This window comes from Thiocapsa sp. C2-2m (genome assembly GCF_041903745.1).
Lineage (GTDB): Bacteria > Pseudomonadota > Gammaproteobacteria > Chromatiales > Chromatiaceae > Thiocapsa > Thiocapsa roseilacustris.
This window is the reverse complement of record NZ_JBBWVD010000009.1, coordinates 41,876-56,786: the sequence shown is the minus strand read 5'-3', so window position 1 is coordinate 56,786 and position 14,911 is coordinate 41,876. Positions and strand designations below refer to the sequence as shown.

Genomic DNA, 14,911 nt, shown 5'->3' with positions numbered 1-14,911 from the left:
TTATCGCTTCGAGATCGGCAGATAGTCCCTCTGGGTGGGACCATGGTAGATCTGGCGGGGGCGACCGATACGATTGTTGGGGTCGGACATCATTTCCATCCAGTGCGACACCCAGCCGACCGTGCGCGCGACTGCGAACATCACGGTAAACATGTTGCGCGGTATACCGAGCGCCTGATAGATGATCCCGGAATAAAAGTCGACGTTGGGGTAGAGTTTCCGCTCGACGAAATACTCATCGCTGAGCGCGATCTCCTCCAGTTTCATCGCCAATTCGAACAAGGGGTTGTTGGTGTCGGCGAGCTCTTCGAGCACCTGGTGACAGACCTCGCGAATGATCTTCGCACGCGGATCGTAGTTCTTGTAGACCCGATGTCCGAAGCCCATCAGGCGAAACGGGTCGTCCTTGTCCTTCGCCTTCTCCATGTAGCGCTGCACGTTCTTGACATCCCCGATCTCATGGAGCATGTCCAGGACAGCTTCATTCGCGCCACCGTGCGCCGGACCCCAAAGCGAGGCGATGCCCGCCGCGACGCAGGCGAAGGGATTCGCGCCGGAGCTACCGGTGAGGCGCACCGTCGAGGTGCTGGCGTTCTGCTCATGGTCGGCGTGAAGAATAAACAGCAGATTCATCGCCTTCTCGGCGATCAGTGTCGGCTTGTAGACCTCGCAGGGCGTGGCGAACATCATGTGCAGAAAGTTTGCGCAATACCGCAAGTCATTGCGTGGATACATGATCGGCTCACCGATGCTGTGCTTGTAGGCCGCGGCAGCGATGGTCGGGAGCTTTGCGATCAGACGATGAGCCGAGATCTCGCGGTGGCGTGCGTCGTTGACGCTGAGTGAGTCGTGATAGAAGGCGGAGAGAGACCCTACGACGCCGATCAGAATCGCCATCGGATGGGCGTCATAGTGAAAGCCGTTCAGAAAATTTTTCAGGTTTTCATTCAGCATCGTGTGGCGGGTAATCAACCTTTCGAACCCGACCAACTCCTTTTCCACGGGCAGCTCACCGTACAGGAGGAGATAGGCAACCTCCAGAAAACTGGCCTTGGTCGCCAGTTGCTCGATCGGATAGCCCCGATAAAGCAGGATCCCGTCTTCGCCGTCGATATAGGTGATGGCGCTGTGACAGCTGGCCGTGGACATGAAACCGGGGTCGTAAGTGAAGATCCCGGCCTCTTTGTAGAGCGAGGTGATATCCGCGGCCGACGGGCCGACGCTACCGGAGCGTAACGGGAAGTCGAAGCTTTCGCCCGTAACATTGTTGGTGATGGTGATCGTTTGGTTCGCCATAAGCTCGCTCCTGGCCGTCTTCGGGGCGTCGCGCCCCCGCCGGCATTGGTGTTGTTGGTCTCGAGTCTCGACTGCGGCGTGACGATAAGCAAGGCCGATGTGCCGGGGTCGATCGCGACATCATCCGCGGGGTCCGATCCCTGCCGCGGTTTCGAACAAAACACCTCGACCCGATCCGGCACCGACAGGCTCGACGGATCGATGCAATTTTCGACCCAGAATCAATCCAGGGATAGGCTGTTCAGGCGTTCGATGTCGGCCCGCACCGCGCTCGCCGAGCGGTCGAAGTCGGCGCGTTCGCGGGCATTCAGATCCAGCTCGACAATCGACTCCATGCCCCGCTCGCCGAGGACGCAGGGAACACCCATCGCGATGTCGCTCTCGCCGTATTCACCTTCGAGCATGGCGACACAGGAAAGCAGCCGCCGGCGATTGTTGACGATGGCGTCGACCATCGCCGCAACCGCAGCCCCGGGTGCATCGTAGGCACTTGAGTTCTTCCGCAAGGCAAGGATCTCGGCGCCGCCTTGCCGGGTGCGCTCCATGATGGCCGCGATACGCTCCTCGGAGATGAAATGCGAGATCGGGATCCCGTTGATGGTGCAAAAACGCGGCACGGGCACCATCGTGTCGCCGTGTCCGCCGAGCACCATGGTCGTGATGTCGAGCGCCGAAAAACCGGTTTCCTGTGCGATGAAGCTGGCCATACGCGAGGCATCGAGCACACCGGCCTGTCCGAAGACCCGATTGCGGTCCCAGCCGGTGCGTTGTGCAACCCTGTAGGTGAGTGTATCGACCGGATTGGAGACGATCAGCACCATGGCATCGGGTGCATATTGCATGATCTGATCGGTGACGCCGTCGATGATGCGGACATTCGCCTCAAGCACGTCGGAGCGGGACATGCCCGGTTTCCGCGGAAGTCCGGCAGTGACGATAACCAGATCGGAATCCCTGAGGATCTGCGGGTCGTTGCTGCCGTTGATCGAGCAATCAAACTCGAAGAAGGGGGCCATTTGGAGGATGTCCAGAGCGACCCCCTCGGGGATCCCCTCGCGAACATCCATGAGTGCTATCTCGCGACAAAGCTCCTCCTCGGCCAGGATTTGCGCGGTTGTCTCCCCGACTCGGCCGGCGCCGATGATGGTGATCTTGTTCACGTGACGGTTTCTCCGATCAGTGGTCTGATGACCACGGTCGCGCGGACCAGCCTCGTCGCCGTGGCCTCTAGGGGATCAGACGAAGTGGGCCCCGCGGCCTATCTTACACCGGCACCCACATGCGTGACCCTAAATCCGGCATTAAACCGCGCCCGGTGCAGTATGCGATGTTTTTGGATGGGATCGGCCCCGGCGGTTTTGATGACCGCTGGAGACGGCGCGGTTTAAGAGAACAAAAAATGAATCATTCTAAACCGCGTCCACGTTAAGGGCCGTTGATGCACCAAACGTAGAGTGCACTCGAAAGTGAGCGTCTCGCTCTGGACGAGGTTTAGGAACCGCAAAGGCCCGATGGACGCAAAGGAAAACGAGAAGGCTCATGATCGGGCGATTGGCGCAAAGAGGCCGGGCCGGATATCCGAAACGGCCGAACGTCACGCTCGGGGGCGGGGCCGGCTCGGTCGAAGAGCCGGGATGCGTCGGGCGGGGCAGCGCCCGGCGCATGGGCACATCAGCGCGCGTATTTGCGCCTGAACTTGTCGACGCGCCCGGCGGTGTCGAGGACCTTTTGCTTGCCGGTGTAGAAGGGATGGCAAGAGGAGCAAACCTCCACATGCATTTCCCTGCCCAAGGTTGAGCGGGTCGTAAACTCGTTACCGCAGCTACAGACCACCTTGACGTCGGCGTAGTTGGGATGGATTCCTTCTTTCATGATGACCTTGGCGTTGGCATTGGCCCCGATCGGGCGCTGAAAAATCAATGGAACGCGGTAGGATACAACTCCGGCCACGACCCCGCAACCCTGTGTTGCAGCTCGATCGCGCTTTCCCCCGCCCGAGCGGAGCGTCTGGATCCTGATCATGGCCCGGTCGCAAAACGCGCGACGAGGTCGTCCAGAAAGCGACGGCCTCGGTCGGTGGGCTCGACTCTGTCGGCGAGGATCCGAAGCATGCCGTCCTCTTCCGCCACGCGGACGATGTTCGAGATTCGCGACCAAGGCAGTCCCGTGGTGCAGGTGAACAGACCGCACGGGAACCCCTCGGTGAGACGCAAGGCATTGAGTGCAAATTCGAGAATCAGATCCTGATCGGCAAGAATGCGCGTGCTGCTGACCAAGGTGTCCGTGGAGGCGTTCAGGTAGGCCTCGGGGTGGCGGCGTTTGGCGGTTCGGGACACCTGCCTGCCGTCTCGTGCCGTGCTCTCCTGCGTGAGCTTGCCGTGGGCGCCCGCACCGATCCCGAGATAGTCGCCGAACTCCCAGTAGGTGAGATTGTGGAGACAACGCGCTCCATCCCGCGCGTGAGCGGAAACTTCGTATTGACGGTAGCCGGCTCGCGCCAGGTCCTCGATGCCCTGCTCGGCGATGTCGGCGGCTAGGTCGGGATCCGGCACCGGAGGCCGGTGCGCATAAAACGCTGTATTGGGCTCGAGCGTCAGTTGGTAGTAGGAGATGTGTGCGGGTTCCAGAGCGATCAGCCTTTCGAGATCCTGCTTCGCCTCTGCGAGGCTCTGCTCGGGCAGCGCAAACATCATGTCCAGATTGATATTGTCGAACCCGGCTGCGATGGCCATCCGGACGGTCTCGTAAACCTCGTCCGGTCCGTGGATCCGTCCGAGCGCACGCAAGCGGGCTGCCGAGAGACTTTGCACCCCGATCGAGAGCCGATTGACCCCCGCCTCTCGGTACTTCGCGAAACGGGCCGCGTCACGCGTTCCCGGATTCGCCTCCAGGGTGATCTCGATCTCGGGGACCAGGTCCGCACGCTCACGAATACCGTCGAGCAGTCGCCGCACGGCCGGGCCGGGAAACAGGCTGGGTGTTCCGCCGCCGATAAACACCGAGCTCAGCGGCCGTCGTGCAGCGGGCCGGCCGAGCTCAAGATCCAGATCCGCCAGAAGGCGTGTCACATAGGGTTCGAACGGCGGGATGTCCGCGGCATGCGAGTTGAAATCGCAATAGGGACATTTGCTGACACACCAAGGGGTATGCACGTAAAGCGCAAGCGGCAACGCCGGCGCGCTGCTGCTGCTGCTCGCGGATTCGGTCACGCCTGATCGCGTGCCTGCAGGTAGGTCAACTCCCCAATCCCGCTCCACTCCTTGCTTTGGCTGAGGAATTTCTTGTAGGAGCTGTACACCTTGGAGGAGAACTCGTCCTTCTGCGCGATCTCGGCGACGACCTCCTCCGACAGTGCTCGCAGCTTGAGGATGACGTCGTTCGGAAATCGTCGCAGGTCAACGTTGTGCTTGGTGATGAGCGTCTGAAGCGCGACCGGGTTGCGCGCGGTGTACTCGGCGAGCATGTCCTGATTGACGACCTTGCAGGCGTTCATGACGATGGATTGCAGATCCGTCGGCAGCCCGTCGTAGACCTTCTTGTTGATCATGGCCTCCAGGATGGTGCCCGGCTCGTGCCAACCCGGATAGTAGTAATACTTGGCCGCCTTGTAGAGACCGAAGGCCAAGTCGTTGTAAGGTCCGACCCACTCGGTGGCATCGATCGTGCCGTTCTGCAATGCGGTGAAAAGCTCCCCTCCGGGCAGGTTGACCGGGGTACCGCCGGCCCGTGCGAGCACTTCGCCGCCAAGCCCGGGGATGCGCATCTTCAGACCTTTCAGATCCTCGACCGAGTTGATCTCCTTGTTGAACCAACCGCCCATCTGCACGCCGGTGTTCCCCGCGGGCGCGGGAACCAAGCCGAACCGGTCATACAGCTCGGTCCAGAGCTCCATCCCGCCGCCATGGTAGATCCAGCCGTTCATCTCCTGTGCGGTCAGGCCGAAAGGCACCGTGGAGAAGAACTGAGCGGCCTCGCTCTTGCCTTTCCAGTAATAGGCCGAGCCATGGCCTATCTCGGCGGTCCCGCGCGAGACCGCGTCGAAAATCTCGAACGCGGGCACCAGCTCGCCGGCACCGAAGACCTTAACCTCGATCCGACCGCCACTCATCTCGCCGATCAAGGTAGCGAGATTGTTCGCCCCCGTGCCGAGACCCGGGAAGTTCTTCGGCCAAGTCGTGACCATCTTCCAACTGTATTCGGCCTTGGCATGAGCCGACCCCATGCCGCCGACCACCGCCCCGACCGCCAACGAGCCAGCACCAACCCCTTTGATGAAATCGCGGCGTTGCATCCCCGTCCTCCAGTCTGCTTGTTGATGTGATGCTTGTCGTATATCGGGGCCGAGGGCGGAACGCGACGTCGGTCCCAGGCTGCATTTCGCGTCCGCAAAGGCCTAATAAGACTTACAATTGGCCTTTCTTCAACGACGCCTGCAGCAGCGCGCCGAAGCTACCCATGGTCTTCTCCGGCGCCTCGGCAGCGGGTGCGCCGGGCGCGACGCCAGGCCCCTGGAATCCCGCTTCGGCCCCCTTGGTCTCATCGAGTGACAGGCTGATCCGACGCCGCTCCAGATCGACTCCAAGGACTGTCGCCTCGACAGGGTCGCCAACGTTCAGCACCTCGCTCGGATGGTTCACGCGGCGCCCGGCGCCGAGCTCGCTGATATGGACTAGGCCGTCGATCCCGGGAGCGAGCTCGACGAAGGCCCCGAAGGGTTGCAGCCGACTGACCGTGCCGCTCACCCGCTGACCGACGGGGAAGTTGTTCGCGGCCTCCTGCCACGGATCCCGGGCGAGTGCGCGGATCGAGAGCGCGATCTTTTCCCGGCTTTTCGGACCGCTGGGCGGCTCGATGCGCAGGACCGAGACCTCGACCGGTTGGCCGACGCTGAGGATCTCGCTGGGATGCTTGACATGACCAAAGGCCAGTTGACTGATGTGGATCATGCCCTCGAGACCGCCGATATCCACGAACGCCCCGTAGTCTTTCAGCGAAGTGACGAGCCCCGACAACACCGCACCTTCGTGCAGTTGCGCACGGGTCTCCTCGGCGCGTTGACGCTGCTCCTCTTCGAGCAGGACCTTGCGCGACAGGACCAGATTCGGACGTCGGCCGCCTTCGAACTTGGTGATGCGAAAATCGAACCGTTGACCGACCAGCTCGGAGAGGTCTTCGATGAAGCGGATATCGACCTGCGAGGCCGGGCAGAAGGCACGCAAACCGGCGACCTGAACCTCGATACCGCCCTTCACAGCCGCGCTGACCTGACCTTGCACGGGCAGTCCCTGCCGGTAGGCGCCCTCAACCTCCTCGATACCGTGATAGCGATGACCATGCTGGCTGCCAAGCAGCAACATCCCCGAGTCTTCATCTTTGCCGGTGACATGGGTCTCGACGGTGTCGCCGACGGCGGACTTGAGATGGCCCTCCGCATCCTTGAGGACGGAAACCTCAAGACGACCTTCCGATTTGCCACCCAGATCGACGAAGGCGAACTCTTCGCCGATCGACACCACGACACCCCGCACCTTGTCGCCGACGGCCGCCCCCCCGGCACCGGACTGCGGATGGGTTTGGTCGAATTGCTTGAGGAGGTCTTCAAAGCTGGGTTCGGACATGATTGCGGTGTGCCGTCGTCTGGTTGAGGATCGCGGTTAAACCGCATCCGGAGTGATATGCGCCATTTTCATGTTGCGTTCGGCTTTGGAGATCTCCTCGATAGCTGTGCGACGCGGTTTAAATTTAATATTTTTGAATATTTTAAACCGCGCCAGCTCCGACAGTCGTCGGAGCTGGCGCGGCCAAGCCAATCCTACACATGTCGCATACCGCACCGAGCGCGGTTTAAAGGGTCAATGTAGAACAATTCGAGCGCGCGTCACAGCAGCGGTCGGATGATCCATCGTCGAGCCCGAGCACGGCGCGTCAACCTGCAGGCTCAAGCCGAGCATAAGCCAGGACCAGCCATTTGGCTCCGGCCTTCTGAAAATTGACCTGAATCCGAGCCGCGGATCCGCGACCCTCGCTGTTCAGGACGACGCCCTCGCCGAATTTCGGGTGGATGACACGTTGGCCGAGCCTGAAGAGACCGGGATCGCCGCTCGACATCGACGCCAGGCTCGAGCTCGCGCTCGGGGTAGATGCCGTGCGGCGGATGTTGCTGCGCGCCCGAACCTCCTCGACCAACCCCGGCGGGACCTCGCGCAGGAACCGCGAGGGCATCGGTGACTCCTCCCGGCCGTAGAGCCGCCGGCTTTCCGCGTGGGTCACATAGAGCTCGCGCATCGCTCGTGTCATGCCGACATAGCAGAGTCGACGCTCCTCTTCGAGCCGGCTCGGATCTTCGGCCGAAAGACTGTGGGGGAAGAGGCCTTCTTCCAGCCCGACCAGGAAGACGACCGGAAACTCCAGACCCTTGGCGCTGTGCAGGGTCATGAGCTGAACACTGTCCTCGAAGCCGTCGGCTTGAGTATCCCCTGCCTCGAGAGCGGCGTGCGCAAGAAAGACCGCAAGCGCGTCGGTCTCTTCCTCGTGCAGGTCCTCCTCGAAACGCGCGGCCGTGTCGACCAACTGCTCCAGGTTCTCGATCCGATCCTGGCCCTTGCCGTCCTTGTTCTTCTTGTAGAAATCAGGCAAGCCGGCCGCTTCGATCAGGGCGGTTACCAGCGCGTGCAGCGCCAGACCCTCCCGCGCTCGGCGTTGATCCCTGACCAGATCGATAAAGCCGAGCAGTGCGGCGCCGCCCCTCGGGCCCAGGACCGAGGTCCCGGTCAGATCGGCCGCTGCCCGCCAGAGCGAGACCCGCGTCTCGCGTGCCTGCTGGCGCAACAGATCCAGGGTGCGGGTGCCGATGCCTCGGTTGGGTGTGTTGACCACGCGCTCGAAGGCGGCATCGTCGTCCGGATTGGCGACCAAGCGCAGATAGGCAAGTGCATCGCGGATCTCGGCGCGCTCAAAGAACCGCAGTCCGCCGTAGACCCGATAAGGGATCTGGGCCTGGATCAGCGCCTCCTCGAAGAGACGTGATTGGGCTGTGGTGCGATAGAGGATGGCGCACTCGTCGCGCCGATGACCCTCGCTCTGGGTAAAGCGGCGAATCCGCTCCACCACAAAGCGCGCCTCGTCGACCTCGTTGAAGGCCGTATAGCGTCGAATTGGCTCGCCCTCGCCGTCTTGGGTCCAGAGGTTTTTGCCGAGCCGGGTCGGGTTGTGGGCGATCAGGGCGTTGGCCGCGGCCAAGATGTTGCCGCTCGAACGGTAATTTTGCTCCAACCGGATCACCTGCGTACTGGGGTAATCACGCTGAAAGGATTGGATATTTTCAACCTTTGCACCGCGCCAGCCGTAGATCGATTGATCGTCGTCGCCGACGGCGAAGAGGTTGTCGTTCGCCCCGGCCAAGAGGCGCAGCCAGGCGTACTGGATGCCGTTGGTGTCCTGAAACTCATCGACCAGGATGTGGGCGAAGCGTCGCTGATAGTGCTGCAGGATGTCCGGACGCTCGCGCAGCAGCTCCAACGTCCTGAGCAGCAGATCGGCGAAGTCGAGCAGGCCCGAGCGTGCACGCTCCTCCTCGTACTGACGATAGACCGTGATCATCTTGTCCGTGAAGAAATCGCCGCTGCCGTCCAGGTGGTTCGGCCGCAGACCCTCGTCCTTCTGCTGGTTGATGAAACCCTGCACCTGACGCGGCGGCCAGCGTGCCTCGTCCAGGGCCAACGCCTTGAGGATCCGCTTGATCAAACGGAACTGGTCGTCCGAATCCAGGATCTGGAAATGCTGCGGAAGCTGCGCGTCCTGCCAGTGCGCGCGCAAAAAGCGATGGGCGAGCCCGTGAAAGGTCCCGACCCACATCCCGCCGATCGGCACGCCGAGCATCGTCTCGATTCGACCGCGCATCTCGCGCGCCGCTTTGTTGGTGAAGGTGACCGCCAGCACGGCGTAGGACGGCACCTGCTGCACCTGGACCAGCCAGGCGATGCGATGGACCAAGACGCGGGTCTTGCCCGATCCGGCGCCGGCGAGCACGAGAAGATTACCGGACTCGGCGGCGACAGCCGCGCGCTGAGCGTCGTTGAGGGGATCGAGTAGGGCGGAGACATCCATCGCCTGGATTCTACTAAACCAGCTCCGGCATGACATGTGTTGTTGTCGGCTGGCTCAACGCGGGGAGAGGGCAAGGCCAGACGTAGGGTTTCTGCTGAAAAACATATCGATTCAGTCTGTTGGATGAGCATCATAGCCTTGCAAGCGGGATCGGCCGGTTTTCCGGCCGGATCCTTATTTAAAATAGTTTAAATAAAAAACCAATAATCTTAATAAGCGCTGTGGATAACTCGATCGCACCTAAAATAAATTCAAGCTCAATGACTTGGGCCGATTCTTGGCTGTTCCCAGATACCTCTCCAAGCTGTGGGTAAGCGGTGTGTAAAAAGAAGCTGTCAAAATGACCACACCTTATCCACAGACTTGTGGACCCTACCGTGAACAGACTTATACAGTCGGTCGATCCCTCTCCCGCCCCGACGAGCGGTCAGTGTTCGGCCTGCCACGTGGCCTGCCGCCCGTACCGACGCTGCGGACAAAGGCGTCCACGTCCTTCGCAACCTCGTCACAAGTGAAACCCGTAGTAGAATGGACGCCTGAACCACCGCGACCCTTCTTCCTCGACTGCCCAGGTCCTGCTTCATGACGCCACTCATCAATGACACCTTCATCCGTGCAGTGATGCGCGAACCCGTTGAATACACTCCGGTTTGGATGATGCGCCAAGCAGGCCGCTATCTGCCCGAGTACCGTGCAACGCGCGCGAAGGCCGGCAGCTTCATGGATCTGTGCAAGAACCCGGAGCTCGCCTGCGAGGTCACGCTGCAGCCGTTGGAGCGTTTTCCGTTGGATGCCGCCATCCTCTTCTCGGACATCCTGACGGTGCCGGACGCGATGGGGCTGGGTCTGTATTTCGCGGAAGGGGAGGGGCCGCATTTCGAGCGGCCGGTGCGCACGCAGGCCGATGTCGATCGGATCGCCGTGCCGGATCCGGAGGACGAGCTGCGCTACGTGATGGAGGCCGTCTCGACGATTCGACGCGAGCTCGCCGGACGCGTGCCCTTGATCGGCTTCTCGGGCAGTCCCTGGACGCTCGCGACCTACATGGTCGAGGGCGGAGGCGCGAAGAACTTCTCGCAGGTGAAGGGGATGATGTTCGACCGTCCGGATCTGCTTCACGCCCTGTTGGCCAAGACTGCGGATGCCGTCGTCGCTTACCTGAACGCCCAGATCGCCCGCGGTGCGCAGGCGACCATGATCTTCGATACCTGGGGCGGTGCACTGGCGCCGGCCAACTATCGCGAGTTCTCCCTGGCCTATATGCAGCGCGTGGTCGAGGGTCTGAACCGCGAGGCAGAGGGACGCGCCGTCCCGGTGATCCTCTTCACCAAGAACGGCGGTCAGTGGCTGAATCACATGGCCGATACCGGCTGCGACGGACTCGGCGTGGACTGGACGACCGATCTGGCCGACGCGCGCATCCTGACCGGCGATCGGGTCTCGCTGCAGGGTAATCTCGATCCCTGCGCGCTCTACGCCTCACCCGAACGGATCCGCGAAGAAGTGGCGCGCGTACTCGCCAGCTACGGCAAGGGTCCGGGCCATGTCTTCAATCTCGGGCATGGGATCACGCCCGACGTGAATCCGGCGCATGCGGGGGCGATGGTGGCGGCGGTGCATGAGCTCAGTCGCCCCTACCACCGCTAAACCGCGTCCGGTGCGATAGGGAATATTTTTGGATTGGGCTCGCGGTTGCGCGAGCCCATGACTTCGGTGGGAACGCGGTTTAGGATATTTTTTCGAGAGGGTGGCGATGGCTCGGCTTGAGCTCACCGACAGACGCCGATCTGCGTGCAAACCCTTCCTCGCTTTTCACCTCTGAATCGCGTCGACTCAAACGCTGCTGGTCACACGGACGTCGAAATCACCGCCAACGCAACAGAAACCCTCTAAGGACGCGATTCATTTTAGACCGCCTCGGCGAGCGGCATGGCCTCGGATTCCGTATCCACCGCCGCAGTTGCCTCACCCTGCCCGCGCGTATCTTCGTACCCCATCAGAAGCTCCCGCGCCAAGCCTTGCTCGTCGATTCGGGCACCCAGATAGCCCGCGATCGAGCGCATATCGGTCTCTCCGCTGCCCAGACAACTCGTGCCGCCTGGCGACGGGGTCATGTTGAAGATAAGACCGGCCTCGTTGGTGATCTTGGCCTCTCCCATGCGCAGCTTGCCGGACGTCTTGTCAATCAACTGTGGTCGCAGCCCGCCGAAGCGCTCGGCATAGGTGATGTCGGCCGCCTTGATCGAGGGCACGATCTTGCGGATCTCGCGCACGAAGAAATGGCGATTCAGGCCCGGCACCTCGTAGAGAAGGTTGCGTAGGATGTAGTGGCGGATATCGCGCTCCTTGAGCATGGCCCAAAAGGCCGCGGCAACCCGTCGATCGAACCTCAGGACCTTGAAGAAATCCGGGATGCTGTCGCGGTTGTAGCGCTCGAGCATCGGCAGCATGAAGGCGGTCGGCCCGAAACGGGTCTTGCCGAGTTCCTTGATATCGTGGTCGCCGTGGACCGCGGCAAACGGAAGGCTCGGATTCTGAACCGTGTAGACCTTTCCGTTCAGCGCCTCGGGTGCGAAATAGAAGGACCCGGCGACCGGCATACAGGAGTATTCCAATCCCAGTCCCATCTCCTGCGCCATCAAGAGCGAGTGTCCGCCCGCGCAGACCACAAGGGCCCGCGCCTTCAACAGGCCTCGGTTGGTCTCCAAGACGTAATCCGGTCCGTCGCGGCGGATTTTATCGACCTTGGTCGAGAACAACTGGGTGATCTGCTTGGAGGTTTGCCGATCCATCCGCACGCAATCGGCCGAGAAGGATTGAGCCAGGGCCTGGAAGTCAACGGCACAATAGTCGTCCGGTGTGCCGGTGGCGACGATCTCCTCCTTGCGCCAGGTGCCGTCCACGAGGGCGACGTTGGGCTCGATGTCGGCGATCTCCTTGCGCTCGAGCAACTCCATGCGCGGATAGAGCCCCTTAAAGCGCTCGTAGCGATCACGGATGTAGCGGCACTCGGTCTCGCCGACGCCAAGTACCATCTTTGGCATCCGGTGGATGATGCGGTCGCGATCGCGCGGGGCGAGCTTGGTTGCGTAGTTGATCACCATGTAGGCGGTGCGCTTGATGGCGCGCGCCTTTTCCAGGGTGTAGTTGGTCTCGATGTCGCCGCAGTGAATGGTTTGGCTATTGTTGTGCGCGTGCGAGTTGACCGTGGCGATGCTGTCGTATTTCTCGACCAGGCAGAGGCGGTTCAGGTCGGTGAATTTCGCCAACTGGTAGAGGAGTGCAGTACCGGTGACGCCGGCACCGACGATGAGGACGTCGTAGTGAGTCGAAGCGATCATGGTCTTGCTGTCCTGACAAGCGGCCGTGAAGCCGAGCGCTCGGGTCAAACGTCCACAGGATGTCGAGACGTTTTTGTGCAGCGCAACAATACCGTCACGTTAGCCCATGTCAGCACAGGAAAGAATGCAGTAGGACGGATTTAAAGTATTGAGTAGAACAATCGGATTTGTGCGCAGGGTTAACTGGACGACGATCCAGAGCGTCGAGTAGAGCCTGCGTGGTCCCTTGATGCGCATGGCGCAGCGCCGATGTTAAGGTGGTATTAGTGTTGTTTCGTGTACGTCGATTTTGTGCGGCTGCTGATTTGAGATAGAGTGTCGCCATCGAAATATCAACGGAACGTGATCGATGCCGCACTGGTTCAGTCTTCTATTGGGGCTCTTCTTGCTTCTTTTCGGCCGGCTTCACGGCCCTGCCGCCGCAACGAGCGAGGAGGCGATGGCGGCGGGGGATGTGTCGTCGGCCTCGCTCGCCCCGGCGAGCGCGTCGTCGACGACGCGGGCGGTGCCCGGCTTCGCACTGGGGGAGGTCTATCGTCCCGGCATCGATCTTGACGGCTATCTGCTCAGCGAAAAGCTCGACGGCGTGCGCGGCTACTGGAACGGCCGCCGTCTCTTCACGCGCGGGGGCATTCCGATCACGGCGCCCGCCTGGTTCACGGCCGATTTTCCCGCGGTGGCCCTCGACGGAGAGCTCTGGATGGGCCGCGGCACCTTTGCCCTCCTGTCCGGAACGGTGCGACGATCCAAGCCGGATGAAGACGCTTGGCGTCGTGTCCGCTACATGTTGTTCGACCTCCCCGACCACCCGGGCGATTTCGAGACCCGGCTGAAGGTGTTGCGAGGGCTGGTCGCGGCCTCGCCGAGCCCCTTCCTCGCGCTGGTCGAGCAAACCCGCGTTGCGGATCATGACGCCTTGATGGTCGCGTTGGAGCAGGTGGTTGCCGCGGGCGGCGAAGGCTTGATGCTGCATCGACGTGATTCGCTCTACCGCATCGGACGTACGGCCGACCTCCTCAAGGTCAAACCCTACCTGGAAGCCGACGCCCGGGTGATCGCCCATCTCCCGGGCCGAGGAAGGCATGAAGGGCGGATGGGCTCACTTGTGGTCGAGGAGGCGGACGGCACCCGATTTCGGCTCGGCACCGGTTTCAGCGATACCGAGCGCGACGACCCGCCGCCCATAGGCAGCGTCGTCAACTTCAAGTATTACGGGCGTACGGCCAACGGTCTGCCCCGTTTCGCGAGCTTCCTACGGCAGGTCGAAACCCTTTAGGTGATTTCCGCAAACTTCCATACCCGTAGGTTGTGCTGACGATAGGAGGCACAACTTGCGCCGACGGTTGGTTGTGCCTCGCATGGCTCGGCACAACCTACGCCCTTGGCATGAAGGTTTCCGGAGTTCGCCTTAAACCAAACGACCTTGCGCGATCGCAGGTACCAGCCAGTAATGGATGCCGCTGCCCCCGAATTCGGCCCCCAATCCCGCGAGCACCGCGTGTGCGGTCTCCTCGGGAAGCAGCAGCATGAACATCACCCGGCGACTGCGCCCGGCGACCTGCTCGGCGGTGGTCATGGAGCGCTCGGAGGAACCGTGTCCGGCGACTACACTACTGGTGAAGCCGGGGATGTCCTTGCGCTCCAGCAGCCACTCGACGAGTGCGTCTTCCGCCTGTAGGGGGATAATCAGATGGAGTAGAAGGTGTTGCATGAGTCGGCCTTTTCTCGCGGCGCGTGATCGATGCGATCCATCCGACGGTGGTCAGTGCTCGGCCGAGGTCTTGCCGACCCGGTGCGCCACCTCGATTGCCGCGGTCCCGGGCGGGACGTCGGGCACCAGCGTGCTGAAGCTGGCCTTCTGCGGATTGGATCGCGTCGGTGAATAACGGACCATGTAGGTATCTTTCTGCGCGAGCACCGAGCCGGTCTCGTCAAGCAGCCTGATCTCGACATGGCCCTGCATCCGTCCGGTGTGCGCCGAGCGTTTTTCGACCCAGCCCTCGACCTTGAGTCCGTCGGGTGAGAGTTGATAGGTGACGTCGGTCGGGATGACCGATGTCGTGTCGTCGAGGAGCAGTTTCAGATCGGCCGCATGGGTCGGGATGACCACTGCGGTCATCAGGAACACGGCCGCGAGTGCATTGACGGTTGATTTCGGCATGGTTGTT

At 61.7% G+C, this 14,911-nt stretch carries 12 protein-coding genes; 2 read left to right on the top strand and 10 right to left on the bottom strand.

Features of this window, described 5'->3' with window-relative positions; genetic code table 11:
• The 7 genes from AADX97_RS08595 to uvrD form a co-directional block, all read right to left on the bottom strand.
• Positions 1–1,296 (bottom strand): citrate synthase, encoded by a 1,296-nt coding sequence (locus tag AADX97_RS08595; RefSeq protein WP_374233381.1) that lies wholly within the window; start codon positions 1,294–1,296, stop codon positions 1–3.
• A gap of 221 nt (positions 1,297–1,517) precedes the next feature.
• Positions 1,518–2,456 carry a malate dehydrogenase gene (gene mdh / locus AADX97_RS08590; protein ID WP_374233382.1) on the bottom strand — a complete coding sequence of 313 codons (939 nt, stop codon included), beginning with the start codon at positions 2,454–2,456 and terminating at the stop codon, positions 1,518–1,520.
• A gap of 511 nt (positions 2,457–2,967) precedes the next feature.
• The gene (rpmE, locus tag AADX97_RS08585; RefSeq protein ID WP_374233383.1) at positions 2,968–3,168 is read right to left on the bottom strand and encodes a 50S ribosomal protein L31; all 201 of its coding nucleotides are present in this window, start codon (positions 3,166–3,168) and stop codon (positions 2,968–2,970) included.
• Positions 3,169–3,314: 146 nt separating this feature from the next.
• Positions 3,315–4,505, bottom strand: coding sequence for a radical SAM family heme chaperone HemW (hemW, locus tag AADX97_RS08580; RefSeq protein WP_374233384.1), 1,191 nt, complete (start codon positions 4,503–4,505; stop codon positions 3,315–3,317).
• Positions 4,502–5,587, bottom strand: coding sequence for a TRAP transporter substrate-binding protein (locus AADX97_RS08575; protein ID WP_374233385.1), 1,086 nt, complete (start codon positions 5,585–5,587; stop codon positions 4,502–4,504). The genes hemW and AADX97_RS08575 overlap by 4 nt, the downstream gene beginning before the upstream one ends.
• A gap of 112 nt (positions 5,588–5,699) precedes the next feature.
• Positions 5,700–6,914 (bottom strand): 30S ribosomal protein S1, encoded by a 1,215-nt coding sequence (locus AADX97_RS08570; protein ID WP_374233386.1) that lies wholly within the window; start codon positions 6,912–6,914, stop codon positions 5,700–5,702.
• Positions 6,915–7,221: 307 nt separating this feature from the next.
• A complete protein-coding gene (gene uvrD / locus AADX97_RS08565; RefSeq protein ID WP_374233388.1) occupies positions 7,222–9,402 on the bottom strand; it encodes a DNA helicase II in 2,181 nt (726 codons plus the stop codon).
• A 582-nt stretch (positions 9,403–9,984) separates the two neighbouring features.
• Here uvrD and hemE point away from each other — a divergent pair.
• Positions 9,985–11,049 carry a uroporphyrinogen decarboxylase gene (gene hemE, locus AADX97_RS08560; protein WP_374233389.1) on the top strand — a complete coding sequence of 355 codons (1,065 nt, stop codon included), beginning with the start codon at positions 9,985–9,987 and terminating at the stop codon, positions 11,047–11,049.
• 260 nt (positions 11,050–11,309) lie between these two features.
• Here the strand turns inward: hemE and AADX97_RS08555 are convergent, their stop codons facing one another.
• The gene (locus AADX97_RS08555) at positions 11,310–12,743 is read right to left on the bottom strand and encodes an FAD-dependent oxidoreductase (RefSeq protein WP_374233390.1); all 1,434 of its coding nucleotides are present in this window, start codon (positions 12,741–12,743) and stop codon (positions 11,310–11,312) included.
• Positions 12,744–13,092: 349 nt separating this feature from the next.
• On the opposite strand from AADX97_RS08555, the gene AADX97_RS08550 reads away from it, so the two are divergent.
• A complete protein-coding gene (locus tag AADX97_RS08550; protein WP_374233391.1) occupies positions 13,093–14,019 on the top strand; it encodes a DNA ligase in 927 nt (308 codons plus the stop codon).
• Between the two features lie 132 nt (positions 14,020–14,151).
• Here AADX97_RS08550 and AADX97_RS08545 read toward each other — a convergent pair whose 3' ends face one another.
• Positions 14,152–14,454, bottom strand: a complete 303-nt coding sequence (locus AADX97_RS08545; protein ID WP_374233392.1) for a DUF3240 family protein — start codon at positions 14,452–14,454, stop codon at positions 14,152–14,154.
• Positions 14,455–14,505: 51 nt separating this feature from the next.
• Complete coding sequence (locus AADX97_RS08540; RefSeq protein WP_374233393.1) at positions 14,506–14,904, bottom strand: hypothetical protein; 399 nt, start codon at positions 14,902–14,904, stop codon at positions 14,506–14,508.
• Between the last annotated feature and the right edge of the window lie 7 nt (positions 14,905–14,911).